The following is a 19,469-nucleotide window of genomic DNA, read 5'->3' as shown; positions in this document are numbered from 1 at the left end:
TAGCAGGTATGCAATTATCGCGTTTCTGCTTTGTAATCTGTATTTTTAGACAGTAAAAAAACAACAATTGGAAAAATATGTTGACATTGGAAACGCTTATGAGTGATTATTCACTCGTAGGACCAGAAAACTCGAAGTCTTATATTAAGACACAAATGTTTGATGGATTGGGTGGGGAATGCGATGTCTATTTCGGTTCTGAAAAGGGAAAGGTGAAAGAGGAGCAAATTGCTACTTATAACTTTTTTAAGGATGGATATAAAAAATATATCACTGAAATCGATTTGTATATCCAGAGTTCATTCGACAAATCTGAACAAAAAAGAGCTGCAAAAATTAATGATACAGCATTAAGGTTTGATGTTATTGATATTCCTTTTGAAAATGAAAAATATGACTTGCTTTTGTTGTGTGGTAAGAGCTATAATGGCTTCCTCGGATTGAGAAACGAAATTTCGGTAAGAATAGAAATTAAATCAGGAAACATCACTTTAATTCAACGTGAGAAACAGAGATTGTTTTAAAGGATAACCACCATATAAAATCAGCGTTCCTCTGTGTTATCTTCGGGAATAATGACCTGACTGAGCTAGCGAAGTCCCTATACTATGCAGAATAAAAATCTGCGAGATCAGCGAGATCTGTGCGCAAATTAAAACAGCTTCGCTCGCGAAGAATTTGTGCCCTTGTTTTGAAAGTTATTTTAGATAAATCAAATTCCCTTCTGCAATCGTTAACGGAGCTTCAAAATTCGTTTCATACAATCCGCCTGTTCCCAGTCCCTGCGGTAAAACCGGGTTGTAATCCGCTGTAAACTGCGCTATCGCATTCAACCCGATATTGCTTTCCAAAGCTGAGGTAATCCACCACGGAATGTTGCGTTCGTCTGCCAGCTCAATCCATTCTTTTGACCCGCTGAATCCGCCGTGTAAACTTGGTTTTAGAATAATGTATTGAGGGTTGATCGTTTCAAGAAGTTCAATCTTTTTGTTTGTTTCATTAACTCCGATCAGCTCTTCGTCCAAAGCAATCGCCAGCGGTGTTTCTTCACAAAGCTTCTTCATGTTGTTCCAGGATCCGGCTTTGATCGGCTGTTCAATACTGTGGAGGTCCAATTGAGCTAACTCTTTTAGTTTCCAGGTTGAATCCTCCATGCTGAAAGCCCCGTTGGCATCTACACGCAATACAATTTTAGACGCGTCAAATCTGGCGCGGATTCCTTCTAAAAGTTTCAATTCTTGTTTGAAATCGATTGCTCCGACCTTCAGTTTGATGCAGTTGAATCCTGCATCCAGCTTTTCTTCGATCTGATCGCGCATGTAACCGGGATTCCCCATCCAGATCAACCCGTTAATCGGAATGCTGAACCCGGAACTTCTTTTTGCTGATTCGAAATAAACCCGTTTTCCACCGTTCAACAAATCGAAATAAGCGCTTTCTAAACCGAATAGGATAGAAGGGTAATCAATCAGAAGTGTTTTGTTTTTAGCAAACAGGAATGGATTTGAACAAACTTCAGTCAGTTTTTGCTCGTAGGCTTCATCAGTAGTGTAATCCGGCGATAATCCCGGAATGATGGAACATTCTCCCAATCCGGTAGTGCCTTCAGGATCCGTTAATAGCAGTTTCCAGCCTTTCTTTTGGGTCAGAACTCCGCGACTTGTCCCGCTCGGACGTTTGAAATCAAGTGTAAACGCCTCAAAGGTTGCCTTTGCTTGCTTTAGAGGATCCATTGGTTGATCGAAACACTGATTACGTAGAGCAGACTGATAAAAAAGGTGCCCAAAGCAACGATCTTTAATTGAGAGTCCAATTCTTTAGGGACTGTGTTCTTCGCTACAAATACCAAATGCTTCACAAATAATAATGCTGGAAGAAAGGAGATAAATCCGAGCCAGTTCTTAGTCAGTACCAGGAAAATTCCCCAGCTTACAAAAGCGCTGATAATTAGGAAGAAATGGTATTTTTTTGCATTTGAAGCTCCCAATTTTACAACCAAGGTCCGTTTTCCGACTTTTGAATCGTTTTCACGGTCACGCATGTTATTCAGGTTCAATACAGCTGTACTTAAAAAACCGATCGTGACAGCCGGAAAGACAAGTATCCAGGATAAGGTGTCCGAAAATAACGGGTAGACACCGATAACACTTACCAGGCCAAAAAAGATGAATACGAACAAATCACCCAAACCATTATAGCCATAAGCCTTTTTTCCAATGGTGTAAGTAATAGCAGCAAAAACCGATGCAACGGCCAAAGCAATGTAAATGTAAACACTTGTTGCAGAAAGGTTCTTTGTTCCGAAGTAAATCAACAGCCCTGCACTTAAAAAAGACAACAGGGAAGTAAGGATTACTGCATTTTTCATTGCCTTTTTCGAGATAGAACCGGATTGAACGGCACGCATCGGGCCCACCCTTTCCGAATTGTCGGCGCCTTTTAGAGAATCCCCCAAATCGTTTGCCAGGTTCGACAAGATTTGAAAAAGAAGGGTTGTAGACAAGGCTAAAGAGAAAATAACGGGGTTCCAGTAACCCTGGAAAACCGCAACAAAAGAACCAACGAGTATTCCCGAAATGGATAAAGGAAGTGTTCTTAACCGAAGAGCACTAATCCAGTCTGATGAATTTGCCATGCCCAAATTTCGGTATTTTATCTCTTCATTGTTCCAATTGGAATTTAAACTTTCCATTTGATTGAAAAAAAGGTTAATTTGGTAAGACTAAATCAAGGTATATGAAAAAATTACTTGGATGTATCATTCTATCAACTATTTCACTGGCAACCTGGTCACAAGACGAGGCAGAAGAAGACCGCTTTGGAAAGAATTTCGTCCTGAAATTTGCTCCCACACAGTTGGTTGCAGGAGAATTTAACTTCAGTTACGAGCAGCGGGTGGCACGTATTTTCAGCCTGGAGCTGGAAGTCGGTCCTACCATTTCTCAATTCGGACTGAACTTTGGAAACCAGCGTTTGTGGCGCAGCGATATTTGGGAATTTGATCCGATAAATATGGATGCTGATGCTAATATTGGATTTCATGCATCACTTGCTCCAAGATTTTACCCGCTTTCCGAAGATAATGAATTGAAGGGACTTTACCTTTCTCCGGTCTTTAAGTATCGAAGATACAATTATTTGATCCAGGATATAAGTGGAGTGCTCGATGACACAAAAGCTAGCTTAAGCCAATTGATATTCCGATTTAATATGGGATTCCAGTTTTGGCCGGGTGACGGAAATTTCAGCATCGACATGTATTTCGGAGTTGGACTGGGAACGTTCGATATTAATAACAAGTACATGGATAATTACGTAGACGACCAGGGCAATGTTCAGTCTCGCTGGGTTGGTACAAGCAATACGGGAGTCAGACTGAATGCGGCAACCGGAATCAAGTTCGGTTTCGGAATGTAAAAAGCCTTTAAAACATATTGAGAGCCTTTCTGAGAAATCGGGAGGGCTTTTTTAATGATCAATTATCAAGAATTCAAATTATCAAGTTCTGAACATTCTTGATAATTCCCGAAATTCATAATTGATAATTAATATATGCATGCATAATTATTTGTATATTTGGATGTAATCAATTGAAAATGGAAAAATTGGCTTTAAGCAACTTATTGAATATTGAGCATCCGATTATTATGGCGCCTATGTTTTTGGTTTCGAATGAAGAAATGATCATTGCGGGTACTGAAAATGGGATTGCGGCGGCTATTCCGGCTTTGAATTACCGTTCTACCGAACTATTGAGAGAAGGTCTGAGACGTATGAAAGCAAAAGCGAAAGGTCCGATCGGGATTAACCTGATCGTAAATGCTTCTAATATTTACATGGAAGAGCAATTAAAGATCTGTGTGGAAGAGGGCGTCGATTTTTTCATAACCTCTTTAGGATCTCCTAAAAAAGTCATTGATGCGGCTCATGGAAAGAATATAAAAGTTTTTTGTGATGTTACGGATGTTTCTTATGCGCAGAAAGTAGAAACCTTGGGAGCTGATGCTGTAATTGCCGTCAACAACAGGGCAGGTGGTCATGCAGGCCAAATAGATGCTCCGACACTGATCAAGAGCATTAAGAAAGCTATTTCAATTCCGGTTATTTCTGCCGGAGGTGTAGGAACAAAAAAAGAAATGGACGAATTGATCGAGGCAGGAGCTGACGGATTTTCTATCGGTTCGGTTTTCATTGCATCTGATGAAGCAGGCGTTTCGCAGGAATATAAGCAGGCATGTGTAGATTACGGTGCAAAGGATATTGTAATGACCTCCAAACTTTCAGGAACACCTTGTACAGTTATAAACACACCATATGTAAAGGAAATTGGAACTGAACAATCCTGGTTGGAACGCATTTTGAATAAAAACAAGCGTTTGAAGAAATGGGTAAAAGCACTGACATTTTATCGGGGGATGAAATCCCTGGAGAAAGCAGCTTTCAGCGCAACTTATAAAACCGTTTGGTGTGCGGGACCAAGTATTGAGCATGTGAAATCGATCCGACCGGTAAAAGAGATCATCGAAACCCTTACAAAGCCATGAGTAATCCGAATTTGAAGAAATATGGGATGATGCTTCGTCTAATGGGTATTTTTAAAATACCGATGATCGGGTATGTGCGTCCCAGGCTGGTTGAAATCAATGATACCGATGTTGTTGTAAAGATTCGATTGAGAAGAAGAACAAAGAATCATCTGAAAAGCATGTATTTCGGAGTATTGGCCGTAGGAGCTGATGTTACGGCAGGATTGCACGCATTTTATTTTTGTGATGAATTGAATGTTCGTCCTTCATTCGCTTTTAAAGCGATGAAATCGGAGTTCATAAAACGTGCTGAAACAGATGTTCTGTTTACCTGTAATGAAGGTGCTGCTGTGAGGGAGCAGGTACTAAAGGCAATTCAAACAAACGAAAGACAAAATCACTGGGTGAAGGTCACAGCTAAAGATCTGAACGGAGAGGTGGTTGCACTTTTCGAAATGGAGATATCTGTCAAAATCAAATAAATTATCAATTATGAATGACTGAACTATCAAGATATTTCAATACTTGATAATTTATAGAATTGATAATTGATAATTCTCTTTCACTTCTCAATTTCCAAATAAGTCTATCTTTGCCTCAAAAAAAGCATGAATCGTATTACCTCCGAAGCCTGTAAGCAGCTAATCCAGAATAATGAGGCAGAATTGATCGATATCCGCGAGCCGTGGGAAGTTGAAATTTGTTCCATTGGAGGGACACGAATTCCGATGCACAAAATTCCTGAAGTAGCAGAATCTATGGATAAGTCTAAGCATTATGTTATTGTATGCAAGACGGGAAGAAGGGCTGAATCGGTAGCAAACCTGATGGAATGTGCTCATGGATTTAAGCATGTGGCGATTTTGGAAGGAGGAATTACGAATTGGTTTGAAACATTCGAACCGAATTACGAAATGTACTAAGCATGATAGAGTTATTCAAACATTTATTCCACCTGGATTTTAACTGGGTGTTCGATCATTACCGCGATTCCATTTATGTGGTCCTTTTTGTAGTGATTTTCATTGAAACAGGGTTGATCATCATGCCTTTTCTTCCGGGAGATTCCTTGCTGTTTATGGCTGGAATGTTTGCTGCTAATGGTAAGCTGGATTTGGCTTTTATTCTTGGATCCCTTGCTTTTGCTGCTATTTTGGGAGATAATGTGAATTACTGGATCGGTCGTAAACTTGGATTAGGAGTTTTTGAATGGAAAATCAGAGGCCGTCAGTTGGTGAAACAATCTTACCTTACAAAAACAGAACAATTCTTTGAAAAAAGAGGTGTTGCGGCAATCATTATGGCACGCTTCGTTCCGATCGTCAGAACATTTACTCCGTTTGCAGCCGGGATCGGGAAAATGAAATACCGTACATTTTTGATTTACGATATCATCGGGGGAATTTTATGGATTACTTCCATGACACTTGCCGGATATTTCCTCGGAGAAATCGAATGGGTTCGTGAGAACAACGAAAAAGTAGTATTACTCATCATTTTGGTATCCGTTCTTCCGATGTTGATCAGTTTCCTGAAGTCAAAATTCAGTAAGAAAGATGCCTAAGTTCGGATTGGTCGGTAAGAGGTTGGGACATTCTTTTTCGAAGAGTTATTTCGAAGAGAAATTTCAAAGAGAAGGCCTCGATCATACATTTGAAAACTTTGAATTGCCCGCCATTGAAGACGTTAGGAAAGTTTTTAGTATTCCTGACCTAAAAGGTTTTTCAGTTACAATTCCCTACAAAGAACAAATTATACCCTTCCTGGATTCGATGAGTGAAGAAGCGGGTGAAATAGGCGCTGTGAATTGTGTGCGAATATCAGCGGATGGTCAAAAAACAGGTTATAATACGGATGCATTTGGTTTTCATCAGATGATCAAACCTTTTTTGACCAATGAGCATGAACGAGCAATAATTCTCGGAACGGGAGGGGCTTCGAAAGCGGTTGCCTACGTTTTGAAAAATATCGGACTGGATGTTATTTGGATTTCCCGGAATCCGAAAAATGAAAAGGAATTTCGGTATGAAGCAATGAATGAATACATGCTGCGTGCATGCAAAGTAGTGGTTAATTGCACGCCAGTTGGGACTTTTCCTAACATCGATGAATGCATTCCTTTTCCGTTTGAGTTTCTTACGGAATCACATTTATGTATTGATTTGATTTACAATCCGGAAGAGACCAGATTCCTGCGGGAGGCGCACGGGAGAGGGGCAACAACGCTAAATGGGCTTTCGATGCTTAAAGAGCAGGCAAATAAGGCCTGGGAGATCTGGAATAGCTAAGTAGTGCCGGAAGCCACGGTTTGCCATTTGGCAAACTGGCAAATTTGCCAAATGGACGTTTTCTTAGTAATTTTGTCGGATGCAGTCTGTAAAACAGTTGATCCGAGAAGGCGAACACCAGCAACAGGATTTTAAGTTCCGTATTGATGATTCCAAAAAGATTGCACGAACACTCGTTGCCTTCGCAAATACGGATGGTGGCAGGCTTTTGATCGGCGTGAAAGATAACGGAAAGATAACCGGAGTTGATCCTACAGAAGAAATCCACATGATTGAAGCTGCCGCAGAAATGTATTCCAAACCCAAATTAGAATTTAAATCACGTGTTTGGCAGGAAGACATGAAGCTGGTTCTTGAAATTTCCATTGAAAAAGCGGCTAATCGCCCGGTTTTGGCATTGGATGAAGAAGGGAAATGGAAAGCATTTGTCAGAAGAAAGGATCATACTCTTTTAGCCAATAAAATCCTGCTGAACGTTTGGAAACACGAGCGTTTTGACCAGAAGAAACCTGAAAAGATCGGGGAAGAAGAAACACAGCTGCTTGCAATGATATCCGGTAACCCGGGAATAACTCTGAGTAAAATTTACCGACTGTCAAATCTTCAGAAATCAACGATTGACCGCCTGATGGTATTATTTATCTGCTGGGATCTGGTTTCTATGGAAATGAATGAGAACGGTACTTTCTATCAGATTCGGGAAAATGAATAGCTTGCTATTTTAGTGATAATCAGTCTATTTTTTAGGAATTTCAAAATAAAGTCATATATTCGCGCCAAATTTGGGGATGAATAAAGCTTTTTACGTTTCAAGTTTGGTCCTTAGTGTACTATTCAGTGTTATCATAATCTACTACATTGATTTGGTTGCCTCTGCGAGATACCCCGATTCATTTTGGGATGCTCCGGATTTTTACAGTTTGGATCAGGGAGCAGTGAAGACGGAAGAGGGAGCATGGATTAGCTTATTATTCTTTTCTTTTTTTTGCGTAACATTTTTACTCGGATTAATTAAGATTAAACGAGTTACAAATAAAGTTTTGTCAATTATAGGCCTGTCTGTTTCGGCACTTTTTTTGCTGTGGGATTTAGGCATGCTGAGCTCACCGTCGAGTATTAGTTTTGACGAAGTTGGTGTAGCCTTCTTTCTTTTTACACCCATGGTTTTGGCTTTTTCCATTGTTGGAATTATCCAGTCCGACAGGTTTAAAAAACAAGGAGTCCTATACAAACAAAAAGTGGAATCAGATTTATTGGATTCCTAAAAAAATATAATTTTAATCGATGCGTTTAATGTATTATTATATTAGATGCAGAAAAACACAAACAAATGGGTAGACCTCCAACAAAACCAGCAAGATTGCGAGATGGTTTTTACATTGAAGTAAGAAATTCAGGATCACAAGGTATACGAATTAGAAGAGATACTAGAGAGCAAATGCTTCTTGCAGCTGAGGATTATTCACGTACAAAAGACGTAGTAATTCTAGGTGAAATGAAAGATGATAAATGGATTGATCAATAAAATCATTCTTCGCATAAATGTGAAAAAAAGGCTTTCCGGAATGGAAAGCCTTTTTTGCTGTAAAAATGTTTTTATTTAATTATTGTAGAAGGTGAGTCGCAACTCACCTCTACTGATTTATTTCGTTCTGCCTAATGAATCACCACCAATTTCACAGGAGATTTCTGTTCTGTAGAACCGATGTAGCGCACATAATAAACACCTGCCGGTAATTTATCCATTCGGACTTCAACCTTCGGACTTTCCACTGAATGAGTCGAAACCGTTTCTCCGCTCGTATTTACAATTTCGATAGAGCCGTTCTGAACCGTCTGGTCAAAAATAATATTTACATAAGAACTTGCCGGATTCGGTACCAGGTGGAATAATTCTTTGTCATTCTCTGCAAGACCGGTAACATCTATATTGTAAAGTACTTCAAAATCATCAAAGTAGAACCCGTCTCCTCTTGTTCCGCCGTCAGATTTTAGAATGAAACGCACTTTGATACTATCGCCGATATAATCACTCAGGTTGATTTCCTCCAATACCCAGTTTGCTTCCGTTCCTTCATAAACCGGTTGATTGTTTGGTTGGACAGAGCCATTAGCACTTGTTCCCGGAACAGTATAATTCCCGCATTGACCGATCCAACTTGTTCCGCCATCAGTGGAAACCTGGAATTGACAGTAATCGTAATCCGCTTCAATTTCCCATTTCGCATAGAACTTTACCATTGCTTCCGTTACATGGGTCAGGTCAATGGTGTTATTGAACTGGTAAATTCTTGTAACGTTGTTTGGATAATCTGCCCCCGGAGAATCAGTAAACGAATTACTTGGTGAAACATAAGTTGCATTAGTAGTAGCCCAGCTTCCGGTCCAGTTTACAGCACTATTCGCTTCGTCGATAAATTGAGAAGTAATACTTCCGAAAGTCTTTACAATAGTATCGTGTTTTGTCCAGCCGGTGTATTCCGTATTCAAAACATATTTGATCTCGTCACCGAATTGGATAGCCGGATTAAGAACATAAGAAATTGCTCCGTTTTGAGTTCCCATAATTGCAAGGTTGTGTATGCTTGAAGGGCCTACAGACTGTATTCCGGAAATAGGAGTGATGCTGACAGTTACCGGGCCGTTTTCAAGGCCAAGACGATATGCACTGTGATTGAAGTTGCCCGTTGTTGTTGCTACCATCGCAGGATCAACATCTTCCACCACCAAATACCGGTGTGTTAAATGAGATAAGATGAGGTTTGGGAAAACCATGTCCTGGCAGATTCCGGTAATTTCATTCGCTGCAGGCCAGAACCCACCGCTGGTATTACTTACTTCCGGTGTCATGGCGAAGATTTTTGGCTTTACAACAGTGTCCACTTTGTACATGTAATCGTCTGAATCTCCTGAAGCCGGATAAAGTGCAGATGATTTTTTGTTTTCATATCCGTTGTATTGTACCATGTGGTGCGTAAAAGCATCAAAATAATTATGGTCTACCGCAAACTCATTGGTGGTTGTTCCGATTGGGAAGAGGATGTCATTGGCATAAGTATGTGCATTAAAGGCGTATTGGAAATCACGGTTTTCGCAAAACCATTTGATGGCTTGTGTTTCGGGCTCAGAAAAGGGAGCTGTTCCGCAATAAGTATCATTCCCCTGGTTAGTGGATGTTCCGGTTGTTCCCCAGCCATAAGAGTAATTCCTGTTCAAATCGACCCCGTAACTTCCACCGCTGTTTGGTCTGCGGTTTTTTCGCCACATACCGCCTCCTGCGGGATCCGTGGTTTGATTGTAGATATATCCGTCAGGATTGATCATCGGAACGAAGTACATTTCGGTGTTATCGATCAGGTATTTGATCTCGTCGCTTGTATTGTAGTTTTCGAGCAGATACCACATGTAGAAGATTACTTCAGATAAGGAGTTAGGTTCTCTTGCGTGATGAATGGCAGTGTAAAGAACTTCCGGTTCCGGTTCATCAGAGTTCGGATTATCACTTAAACGCATCCAGTAAATAGGTCTGTTTTCAATACTCAAAAAGTTATTGATAGTGTCTTTTACGGAAATCAGGTTTGGGTATTGAGCCGCCATTGCATCTATCTCAGCAATGAATTCCTGGTAAGTGTAAAATCCGCCCATAGTTCCTAAATTGAAATTGGAAGGAACTTCCGGAATGAATGTACTTGAACCGGATGAAGGGGGGCAGGTAGTATTTTTTTCGACCGAAGTGGAATTCGGGTCTAAACCGATGTTTTGGTTTACATAATAAGCCTTTACGTCCGGAATAAGGATCTCAACTTCAAATCCGGCATCCCGAATTTGCTTTATTTCATTTTTGGAGAAGTCTGAAATAAAAAATGTTCCGCGCTTTATGACTCCATGGTCAATACCGATTCCAAGTTCCGCAAGGGTTTGGAGGCCATCGGAGTCGGTGAAAATTTTTGCCCGCGAATATTCCTGTGAAAATCCCCAACAGGAAAACAGGAGTGAAAATAATAGGAGAGTTGTTTTCATAATAGAGTATAGTTTCCCATAAAAATAATGATTCTTATAGACTATACTCCAATTAATTAGTCAGTAAGGGTGAAAAATTTTTCGCCCTTACTATATTATTTTTTCCACTCAAGCGTCTCAATCAAATGAAGAATGTCCGCTTTTAAATAATTCAATGACGGACGCAGGGAATCGTAATTCGGTCTGCAATTCATTAGGACTTCACCTCTAATGAAATTTGAAGTAGAATCAGTAAGATAGAATTGAAAATTCGTTGCCACATCTCCTTCGAACTCAAAGAGCGTTCCGTAAACTTTTTTATCCGGGAAGACGAAGTTCTGGTCTTTAATTCCGGTTGCCTTGATCTGGTGTTCGTCTACTTTGTCGTTGGATAAGTTAATGTATCGGACCAGCGTATCACGATTTGGGATTGGGTAGTAGTTCAGGTACAAAATCCCGTTTAGCGGACCCAGGTTAATTTCTTTATGATTGGTCACTTCTCCCTTGTAAGTCAGCGGTTTTGCAAAATACACTTTCGACAGTTCGAAAGAATAAGTGGTAGCATCATCAATCTTCACATATTCATGCTTGGGGAAGTTAGTGCGCAAATAAGTCGGTGGTTTTGGGATCAGTAGCTCATCGCCACCACAACTGCTTACCAAAAATGCAAGTATTAAACATAGTGAACCAATTATTCTAATCATTTTCCTGGATGGTTTTAATCATTTTTATTCTTCGCTTGTCGGAACTTTCAACGACCAGTTTGATATTTCCGCAGCGAATGTATTCGTTATTTCGCAGAATCCGGCCCGCCTGTTCGATAATAAACCCGCCGATTGTATCCGATTCTCCTTTGATATGGTCGAAATCCTTGCCGTCGATATCCAATACCTTGTAAAAATCAACCAATGATGTTCTGCCTTCAAACAAATAAGTTAGCTCGTCGATTTTCGTATAAATAAGGTCATCGTCGTCAAATTCATCCGTTATATCACCCACAATTTCTTCCAGTACGTCTTCCAGTGTTACCAATCCGTTTGCACCGCCATATTCGTCCACAACGATAGCCATATGCATTTTCATGTCCTGGAATTCTTTCAATAAATCATCAATTTTCTTGTTTTCAGGAATGAAATACGGCTTTCTCAAAAGCGTTTTCCAATCGAAGACTTCATTGTTGATGTATGGAAGCAAATCTTTGATGTACAATATTCCGGTTACATTATCGAAAGTACTTTCGTGGATCGGAATGCGGGAATATCCTGCATCCAGAACAACGTCAAGCACTTCCTGAAAACTCGCTTCATTGGAAATGGTTACAATATCGAGGCGTGATTTCATGATCTGTTTCACCTCCGTATTGCCGAATTTGATAATTCCTTCAAGGATCCGGTGTTCGTCTTCATTGTCCGAATCTTCTTTGGTAAGTGCCAAAGCATGTTCCAGGTCGTCGGAAGATAAATTGATTCCTCGTTTCTTAGCCCTGCGGTTAATCATATTTGTTCCGTTAACCAACAACCAGCGCAGCCAGGAAAATGGAGGGAGAATATTGATAAACGTAATTGGGCTTGACATGAAACGTGCTGTTGATAAGGTGTTCCGGGAAGCATAAAGTTTAGGGGCAACTTCTCCAAGCAAGAGCAGGAATGTGGTTATTCCTACAACTTCAATTAAAAAGCGCAGTGTATTGGGCTGATCGGAATCAGGAAAAAACTGATCAATGACTTCCGTGGAAAGAATAATGATACAGACATTGATAAAGTTGTTCGTGATCAGGATGGTCGCCAACAAGTCTTTTGGTTTGGAAAGAAGCTTCAAAATAGCCTGTGAACTTCTTGATTGGTCTTCCGCCAGGTCTTTTTTTTCAGCGGGTCCCAAAGCAAAGAAAGCAACTTCGGAAGCTGATACCAGGGCGGAACATGCAATCAAAATGAAAACAACAATCAGTGAAATAATGTTATCAGATAGAGTGAATCCTGCATGAATACTGACGGGAACAACATCTGAACTGAATCCGGCTATACTGTCCATGTTTAAAATGGTAAATCATCATTAGGACTAATGTCCAGGTTCATCGGGCTTGGATTTTGCGGCTCTTCAGTCGGGTATGGAGGAGTGTTTGATCCCATTGATCTGTTGTCCTGCTCGCTTCTTGGAGTAAGGATTGTCAGCTCGTCTGCGACAACTTCCGTAGTATAACGTGTTGCACCAGATTGATCTGTCCAGGAGCGTGTTTTTAATTTTCCTTCAATATATACTTTGATTCCTTTTCGGACGTATTTTTCAACCACTTCTGCCAAACCTCTCCAAACCACAATATTATGCCAGTCGGTATTGTCTTTGCGTTCTCCGGTTGTTCTGTCGACGTAAGTTTCAGAGGTTGCTATAGGGAAGCTTGCCACTACGGCTCCGTTTTCCAAACGTCTTACTTCCGGGTCTTTCCCCAGGTTTCCAATCAAAATCACCTTGTTTACACTACCTGACATAATTTGTGCTTGTTTATACAAACATAAAATTACGAATTTCGAATTACGAATTACGAATGAAATCATCAAAATTCGTAATTAGGCATTTGGAATTGGTAATTATCTTGACTCCAGGTATTTTTCCATCAACCGGTGAATCGGATAATCCTCCAGCTGGCTTTTCTCCACGAAACGAAATTCCAATCCTTCTATTTCAGGCCGGTCGGTTTTGTAGAAATAGGCGTAAATGTGCTGATGGCTCAGTATATGTTTGGTTTGATAGCATAGATCGGCGGAGTCTTTGAATTCGAAAGGGATATCCGCGCTTTCGCTTTCTATCATCGGAAATTCGTATAATTTCTCCCAAACATCTTTATTTGTGCGCTGATCCAATGCAATTTCGCCTTCTTTCTCTATGTGCAGGTAGTGAAAATAGCGTTTGCGAACTTTGGTTTTTCCTTTTTTGACAGGAAGCTTTTTTATAAGATCAGCATTAAATGCACTTGCACAGCTTTGATTTAGAACGCAGGAATTGCAGTCCGGGTTGTTGGGAGTGCACTGAATGGCTCCGAATTCCATGATTGCCTGGTTGAAAAGAGCCGGATCTGATTCCGGAATCAACGAATCAGCCAGGTTTTGGAAGGTTTTCTTTCCTTGTGTGGAGTCTATCGGTTCGTCAATCCCGAAATAACGACTAAGCACCCGGTAAACATTTCCGTCTACAACAGCATGAGGAAGATCAAATGCAAAAGATGAAATGGCAGCAGCTGTGTATGGGCCGATTCCTTTCAATTGGATGATCTCAGCGTAGGTTTTCGGGAATTCTCCGCCATATTCGTCCCTGACCTGTTGTGCTGTTTTATGTAAATTCCGTGCCCTGGAATAATACCCCAATCCCTGCCAAAGTTTTAAAACGGATGCTTCATCGGCGTCTGCAAGTTGATTCAAAACAGGATAATTTTCGATAAATTTCAGGTAATAATTCATGCCCTGGTCGACTCTTGTTTGCTGCAAAATGACCTCCGATAACCAGATGAAATACGGGTTTTTTGTGTTCCTCCAGGGGAGCTCACGCGCATTTAGTCTGTACCAATCGCTTATTAGTAGAACAAAATCAGCCATTTAGGGAAAAAATTGAAGTTTTTTAAAAATAAAGCAAAAATAAACGTTTAAGCTGACTACTTTTGCACCTGAAAATCACATTGTTGAAAAACTTTAATTTATAATAAGATGACAAAGGCAGATATCGTTGCTGAGATTGCAGAGGAAACAGGATTGGAAAGAAATGAAGCACAGAAAGCTGTTGAAGCTTTTATGACTTCTATTAAAACTTCTTTGACTAAAGGTCAGAACGTTTATTTAAGAGGTTTTGGTAGCTTCATTGTGAAAGAGAGAGCAGAGAAGACAGGGCGCAATATTTCAAAAAACACAACGATTATTATCCCGGCTCATAATATTCCTTCATTCAAACCTGCTAAAACATTCGTTGAAGAGGTGAAGAATAAGGTGATTGTGAAATAATTCCATCTTTTTTACTACAACTAGTTTGTGGGAAAACTTATTTTAATATCTTTGCACTCCTGTTTGACGCAGGAGTGCTTTTTTTAAAAGCTGTTGAAATTGAAATAATTGAATTAATAACCATAAAATAATATTGCTATGCCAAGCGGTAAGAAAAGAAAAAGACATAAAATGGCGACGCACAAGCGTAAGAAAAGACTAAGAAAAAATCGTCATAAAAAGAAGAAATAAGAATCTTCTTAAGATAGTTGGAAGAGCTTAGTAAGTGAATTTGCTTACTAAGTTTTTCTGTTTTAGTTACTTTCTAATTATACGTTCGTGAGTTTAGAACTAGTTGTAGACACCCGTGAAGGTGGTGTTTGGCTTGCTCTCTTGCGCGATGGGAAATTGATTGAACTGCATCAGGAACAAGGAAGTACCGATTTTGCTGTTGGTGATATATACCTCGGTAAAGTCAGAAAGGTAGTTCCAAGCTTGAATGCGGCTTTTGTGGATGTTGGATATGAGAAAGATGCATTCTTGCATTACCTCGATCTGGGCCCGCAATTCCAATCTTTGAATAAGTTTACCAAAGATACCCTGCAAGGGAAGCAGAATGTTGCTGATTTGCTTTATTTTAAGCCGGAAAAGGACATTCCAAAAGACGGGAAAATTACCGAAATTGTATCCACTTCATCACCCATATTGGTTCAGGTTGCCAAAGAGCCTATATCAAGCAAAGGACCTCGCTTAAGTGCAGAATTGACACTTGCAGGACGCTATTTGGTGTTGGTGCCATTTTCGGAAAAAGTTTCGATATCCCAAAAAATTAAGAGTCAGGAAGAGCGTGATCGTTTACGCAATCTGATGGATGATATCAAGCCTAAGAATTTTGGTGTCATTATTCGTACTGTTGCTGAAAACAAAAAAGTGGAAGCAATTGACCAGGACCTTAGAAACCTGATGGAGAAGTGGAAGAATATGCATGCAAACTTAAAGCAGGCAACTCCGCCTCGTCGTGTTCTGGGTGAAATTGACAAAACTTCATCGATCCTCCGGGATTTACTGAATGCTGATTTCTCAAATATTCATGTCAGCGATGAAAAGCTGATGTCCGAATTGAAAGAATATATCAGCGGAATTGCCCCCGGCCGTGAGAAAATCCTGAAATTGTACGACGGAAAACTCAATATTTTTGAGCGATTCGGGATCAATAAACAGATCAAAACGATGTTCGGTAAAAAAGTTCCCCTGCCTTCCGGAGGGTACCTGATTATCGAGCACACTGAAGCCATGCACGTGATTGATGTAAACAGCGGAAACCGCAAGGGTGCCGACGGACAGGAATCCAATGCATTGGCAACCAATGTGGAAGCTGCTGAAGAAATTGCACGCCTGCTTCAATTGCGTGATATGGGTGGAATCGTTTGTATCGATTTTATTGATATGCATGATAAGGAAAACAACAAGGACCTGTTTGAGAAGTTGAAAGAGTTTATGCGTTCCGACAGAGCGAAACATAATATTCTTCCTCCGTCCAAGTTTGGTGTTGTTGAGATTACCCGCCAAAGAGTAAGACCTGAAACGGATATTAATACTTCTGAAACTTGTCCTACTTGTAACGGAACAGGTGAAGTACAGGCATCCATCCTTTTTGCCGAGGAAATTGAAATGAACCTGAATTTCTTATTAGCCGATAAAAAAGAAAAAAAGGTGACTTTGCTGGTTCACCCGTACCTGGAAGCTTACTTCAAAAAAGGATTTATTTCCAAGCAGTGGAAATGGTTCTTTAAGTATAAAAAGTGGGTCGATGTACGTGGTATTACAGCATATCACTTATTGGAATACAATTTCCAGGATAAAGATAATAATGAAATTGCTCTCTGATATGGGGAGCAATTTTTCGTTAAAGTCTCCCCCTTTTGAGGGGGATGAAGGGGGAGGAAAGATGGATCAGAAAACGTCAAAGAAAATTTCTTTTTTAGAGGCAAAATCAAAGATAGAATCTTACTGTGCCTACCAGGACAGAAGCCATTTTGAGGTTAAGAATAAACTCTTTTCCTGGGGACAGAGTGCCGAACAGGTGGATCAGTTAACTGCATACCTGATCGAAAATAAGTTCCTCGATGAAGGACGTTTTGCAGAATCTTATGTCTCCGGTAAACTGCGTATCAAGCACTGGGGCAGGATCAAGATCAAGCAAGGGCTGAAACTAAAGCAAATTCCCGAAAAGATCATTCAGCTTGCTTTTAAGACCATCGACCCCGATGAATATTTCAAGATCCTGAAGCACGAGATCACCAAAAAACAAAGGGACCTTTCGAATGAAAAAGATCCCTGGAAAAAGAAAGCGAAACTGCTTCGCTATGTGCAGTCAAAAGGTTTTGAAAACGATTTGATCTATGAAGCGCTCTCTGAAATGGATGGAGAATAATTAGTTAAAAGTCGATTTCTTAAACAAGTCGAGCATTTTCTTTTTGTCGGCATCGTTGTTATAGGAAATCGTAACTGTCATGAATTTCCCTTTTACCAGAGCGTTCATCAGTAATTGTGTGGTGAAAACTTTTGCTTCTTTGTCGTTTAATGAAACCTCAAAGGTGTCGAATGTTACTCCGCTGACAGTCAGTTTTCCGGGAACAGTATCGGTATACATGTTGCGCTCCAGGTAATTGGTATAGATCATTACGTGATTATTGGCAATAACACGCTTGTATGCGGCTTCATCACCGGAGAAATCCTCCCAGCTCGACTGGAAATTGTTGTCAAAATTCTTCTGGAAAGCCAGTGTTCGTTTGATCCCCGACATGTTTGAGCTTGTATCATTTACGGAAGCTTTGCTGCGTTCATCCAATGACTCCAGGCTTGATTTGGATGTGATAATCCAGTTATCCGGAAATTCCATGGTCCAGCCCAATGCCTGGCTGGTGTATTTGTTCCCGTTGAAAGTACCTTCGTCCACTTCTTTCGAGTAATCTTTTTTAGCAGGGCTTCCACACGCACCGATTACAAAAAGTGCGATGGATAAAACGGGGATAATTGCGTGTCTTAGATTCATTTTATTGGATTTTGGTTAACACTAAATAACTACTATTTTTCGAATAATCTCTTTTGACCTGTAGGCGTCCTGGTGCAGCCGGATTCTGATTTGGTATGTTCCTGCAGAAAAATCTACCGGGATTTCTGTGTAGTTGAAATGCTCGCTAACACCACTTGACACCAGTTTACCGCTCAAATCATAAATATTCCATTCGGTTTTTTCGGTTTTAATGGGAATAGTCATGAAAATGGTTTCGGAACTGGAAACAGGGTTGGGGAAGAGTTCCATTTCATCAGTCAAAGGAAAGGACTCAAGCATTTTCTTTCGGTCAAAGTTCAGTAAAAACAAACCGTATTGTCTGTCTGAAACGATCAGTCTTTCGGATGGAAGGTCTGCAAAAACACCCCAGTTGCCATTCATTTTGTAAGGATGTTCATCCGGATAGGTGTCATAATGTGCCACTTCCAATGGAGCCGGATAACGCAGGTCAAATACCCGGATTCCCTCATTGTAATAAGCAACAAAAGCAAATTCATTCGTGGCCTTGATATTGTGAGGTACGGATCCGTTTTCATAATTCGTACCGAAATAACCGTTGATCGTAACCACCGAACCGTTAAAACTGCAGGTTTTGACACGTTTTCCATTTGTTTCATCGGCGAATATATACCTTGTCCCGTCAGGAGTGAGCCAGCCCTGGTGATTGTAACCCTGGTCGGTGTAAATGTTTTTGGAGTCTAAGTAAAGCGGGGTATTTGTATTGGTGAAGTCGTAAACTTTCAAACCATCATAGCCGCAATTCAGAATGGCTGTTCCGTTTCGTACATAAATGTCGTGTACTTCATTGACATCTCCTGGTCCGCTCCAAAGTTCCAGTAAATTCAACGGATCAGCCAGTGAAAAGATTTTCATGGGTTCGTCAATTGCTTGTGTATTGACCGTACTTCTGTGAGTGCAGGAATAGAATTTTTCCTGGACCGTATCTATAAAAATGTTGTGTACGCGGCCAAATTGCACGGTATCTTCTTTTGCCAGGTGAAGAGAATCCGGCAGGTACTGAAGGTCGATAATTTGCAGACTGCTTACACCTTCATCACAAACGGCATAGAGGTAATGTTTGAATACAGCATATTCCCGGTGCTGGACGAAAGTGGTGGAATAACGGCCTTTTATAAATCCTTTCGGAATGAGTTTGTCCTGGTCGTTGATCAAAAAAACATGTGTTCCTTCGGTTGAACCGATTACCGCATATTCGTTTCCGTTTTGAGTGAAGCCGAAACAATCCGAATAACGTACTTTCGAGGAGTTTGCGATCAGGCTGTCCTGGTGCCATTGATCCAAAAGTGTCATGTTGTGAAATGTTTGAGCAAATAATGCGTTATTCAGGCAAAAAGAAAATACGAAAAATGCTATTTGAGAAGTCCATTTCATCTATTCCAAAGATAGTTATTATTGAAAGTCTGAACCTTACTTTCCTTTAAATGTACCGAATATGATGTGAAATGTAACAGGTATTTAGTGTATTTTTCTGCGAGTAAAGATTTTTGATCCGTAAATAAGTTCTGTTCATTCGGAATTCATCAAAAATATGTCAGAAACTACTTAAATGCATTGAAGAAAGCGGAATTTGACTATTTTTATCACCTGAAATTGA

General features: G+C 40.3%; 22 protein-coding genes. 13 read left to right on the top strand and 9 right to left on the bottom strand.

Translation table 11 applies throughout. From position 1 onward, the window contains the following. Positions 1–77: 77 nt before the first annotated feature. On the top strand, positions 78–524 hold the full coding sequence (locus QZT69_RS00770; RefSeq protein ID WP_294669589.1) for a hypothetical protein: 447 nt from the start codon (positions 78–80) through the stop codon (positions 522–524). Positions 525–698: 174 nt separating this feature from the next. On the opposite strand, the gene QZT69_RS00765 is transcribed toward QZT69_RS00770, so the two are convergent. Beyond that, positions 699–1,733, bottom strand: a complete 1,035-nt coding sequence (locus QZT69_RS00765) for an o-succinylbenzoate synthase (protein WP_294669586.1) — start codon at positions 1,731–1,733, stop codon at positions 699–701. After that, on the bottom strand, positions 1,721–2,635 hold the full coding sequence (menA, locus tag QZT69_RS00760) for a 1,4-dihydroxy-2-naphthoate octaprenyltransferase (RefSeq protein WP_294669583.1): 915 nt from the start codon (positions 2,633–2,635) through the stop codon (positions 1,721–1,723). Before menA ends, QZT69_RS00765 begins: the two co-directional genes overlap by 13 nt. 101 nt (positions 2,636–2,736) lie before the next feature. Here menA and QZT69_RS00755 point away from each other — a divergent pair, with 101 nt between their 5' ends. From QZT69_RS00755 to QZT69_RS00715, 9 genes are all read left to right on the top strand, one after another. Next, a complete protein-coding gene (locus tag QZT69_RS00755; RefSeq protein ID WP_294669581.1) occupies positions 2,737–3,417 on the top strand; it encodes a hypothetical protein in 681 nt (226 codons plus the stop codon). A gap of 179 nt (positions 3,418–3,596) precedes the next feature. Further along, complete coding sequence (locus tag QZT69_RS00750) at positions 3,597–4,544, top strand: nitronate monooxygenase family protein (RefSeq protein WP_294669578.1); 948 nt, start codon at positions 3,597–3,599, stop codon at positions 4,542–4,544. Then, on the top strand, positions 4,541–5,008 hold the full coding sequence (locus QZT69_RS00745; RefSeq protein ID WP_294669576.1) for a DUF4442 domain-containing protein: 468 nt from the start codon (positions 4,541–4,543) through the stop codon (positions 5,006–5,008). Before QZT69_RS00750 ends, QZT69_RS00745 begins: the two co-directional genes overlap by 4 nt. A 126-nt stretch (positions 5,009–5,134) precedes the next feature. Continuing rightward, positions 5,135–5,449: a rhodanese-like domain-containing protein gene (locus QZT69_RS00740; protein ID WP_294669574.1), complete on the top strand. Its 315-nt coding sequence runs from the start codon at positions 5,135–5,137 to the stop codon at positions 5,447–5,449. A gap of 2 nt (positions 5,450–5,451) precedes the next feature. Next, positions 5,452–6,090, top strand: a complete 639-nt coding sequence (locus QZT69_RS00735) for a VTT domain-containing protein (protein WP_294669571.1) — start codon at positions 5,452–5,454, stop codon at positions 6,088–6,090. Then, positions 6,083–6,814, top strand: coding sequence for a shikimate dehydrogenase (locus QZT69_RS00730; protein ID WP_294669569.1), 732 nt, complete (start codon positions 6,083–6,085; stop codon positions 6,812–6,814). Before QZT69_RS00735 ends, QZT69_RS00730 begins: the two co-directional genes overlap by 8 nt. Positions 6,815–6,893: 79 nt before the next feature. Next, a complete protein-coding gene (locus QZT69_RS00725) occupies positions 6,894–7,526 on the top strand; it encodes an RNA-binding domain-containing protein (RefSeq protein ID WP_294669566.1) in 633 nt (210 codons plus the stop codon). Positions 7,527–7,602: 76 nt separating this feature from the next. Continuing rightward, positions 7,603–8,079: a hypothetical protein gene (locus QZT69_RS00720; protein ID WP_294669564.1), complete on the top strand. Its 477-nt coding sequence runs from the start codon at positions 7,603–7,605 to the stop codon at positions 8,077–8,079. A 65-nt stretch (positions 8,080–8,144) separates the two neighbouring features. Beyond that, on the top strand, positions 8,145–8,339 hold the full coding sequence (locus QZT69_RS00715) for a hypothetical protein (RefSeq protein WP_124745017.1): 195 nt from the start codon (positions 8,145–8,147) through the stop codon (positions 8,337–8,339). A 131-nt stretch (positions 8,340–8,470) separates the two neighbouring features. Here QZT69_RS00715 and QZT69_RS00710 read toward each other — a convergent pair whose 3' ends face one another. From QZT69_RS00710 to mutY, 5 genes are all read right to left on the bottom strand, one after another. After that, positions 8,471–10,834 carry a M14 family zinc carboxypeptidase gene (locus tag QZT69_RS00710; protein WP_294669563.1) on the bottom strand — a complete coding sequence of 788 codons (2,364 nt, stop codon included), beginning with the start codon at positions 10,832–10,834 and terminating at the stop codon, positions 8,471–8,473. Positions 10,835–10,929: 95 nt separating this feature from the next. Then, entirely contained in the window at positions 10,930–11,517 is a 588-nt protein-coding gene (locus tag QZT69_RS00705) for a hypothetical protein (RefSeq protein WP_294669560.1), read from the bottom strand. After that, a complete protein-coding gene (gene gldE / locus QZT69_RS00700) occupies positions 11,510–12,844 on the bottom strand; it encodes a gliding motility-associated protein GldE (RefSeq protein WP_294669558.1) in 1,335 nt (444 codons plus the stop codon). The genes QZT69_RS00705 and gldE overlap by 8 nt, the downstream gene beginning before the upstream one ends. 2 nt (positions 12,845–12,846) lie before the next feature. Further along, complete coding sequence (locus QZT69_RS00695) at positions 12,847–13,299, bottom strand: single-stranded DNA-binding protein (RefSeq protein ID WP_294669556.1); 453 nt, start codon at positions 13,297–13,299, stop codon at positions 12,847–12,849. 99 nt (positions 13,300–13,398) lie between these two features. After that, on the bottom strand, positions 13,399–14,400 hold the full coding sequence (gene mutY / locus QZT69_RS00690) for an A/G-specific adenine glycosylase (protein WP_294669554.1): 1,002 nt from the start codon (positions 14,398–14,400) through the stop codon (positions 13,399–13,401). 108 nt (positions 14,401–14,508) lie between these two features. Between mutY and QZT69_RS00685 the strand changes: the two genes are divergently transcribed. From QZT69_RS00685 to QZT69_RS00675, 3 genes are all read left to right on the top strand, one after another. Further along, the gene (locus QZT69_RS00685; protein WP_124745023.1) at positions 14,509–14,799 is read left to right on the top strand and encodes an HU family DNA-binding protein; all 291 of its coding nucleotides are present in this window, start codon (positions 14,509–14,511) and stop codon (positions 14,797–14,799) included. Between the two features lie 318 nt (positions 14,800–15,117). After that, positions 15,118–16,665 carry an Rne/Rng family ribonuclease gene (locus tag QZT69_RS00680; RefSeq protein WP_294669550.1) on the top strand — a complete coding sequence of 516 codons (1,548 nt, stop codon included), beginning with the start codon at positions 15,118–15,120 and terminating at the stop codon, positions 16,663–16,665. Continuing rightward, positions 16,649–17,212 (top strand): regulatory protein RecX, encoded by a 564-nt coding sequence (locus QZT69_RS00675; RefSeq protein ID WP_294669549.1) that lies wholly within the window; start codon positions 16,649–16,651, stop codon positions 17,210–17,212. The genes QZT69_RS00680 and QZT69_RS00675 overlap by 17 nt, the downstream gene beginning before the upstream one ends. On the opposite strand, the gene QZT69_RS00670 is transcribed toward QZT69_RS00675, so the two are convergent. Beyond that, positions 17,213–17,833, bottom strand: a complete 621-nt coding sequence (locus QZT69_RS00670; protein WP_294669548.1) for a hypothetical protein — start codon at positions 17,831–17,833, stop codon at positions 17,213–17,215. A gap of 21 nt (positions 17,834–17,854) precedes the next feature. Continuing rightward, a complete protein-coding gene (locus QZT69_RS00665) occupies positions 17,855–19,165 on the bottom strand; it encodes a choice-of-anchor B family protein (RefSeq protein WP_294669546.1) in 1,311 nt (436 codons plus the stop codon). Positions 19,166–19,469 lie beyond the last annotated feature (304 nt).

The organism is uncultured Fluviicola sp. (assembly GCF_902168135.1).
Lineage (GTDB): Bacteria > Bacteroidota > Bacteroidia > Flavobacteriales_D > Crocinitomicaceae > Fluviicola.
Note: the sequence above shows the minus strand (reverse complement) of the source record. Positions and strands in the feature narration are given on the sequence as shown.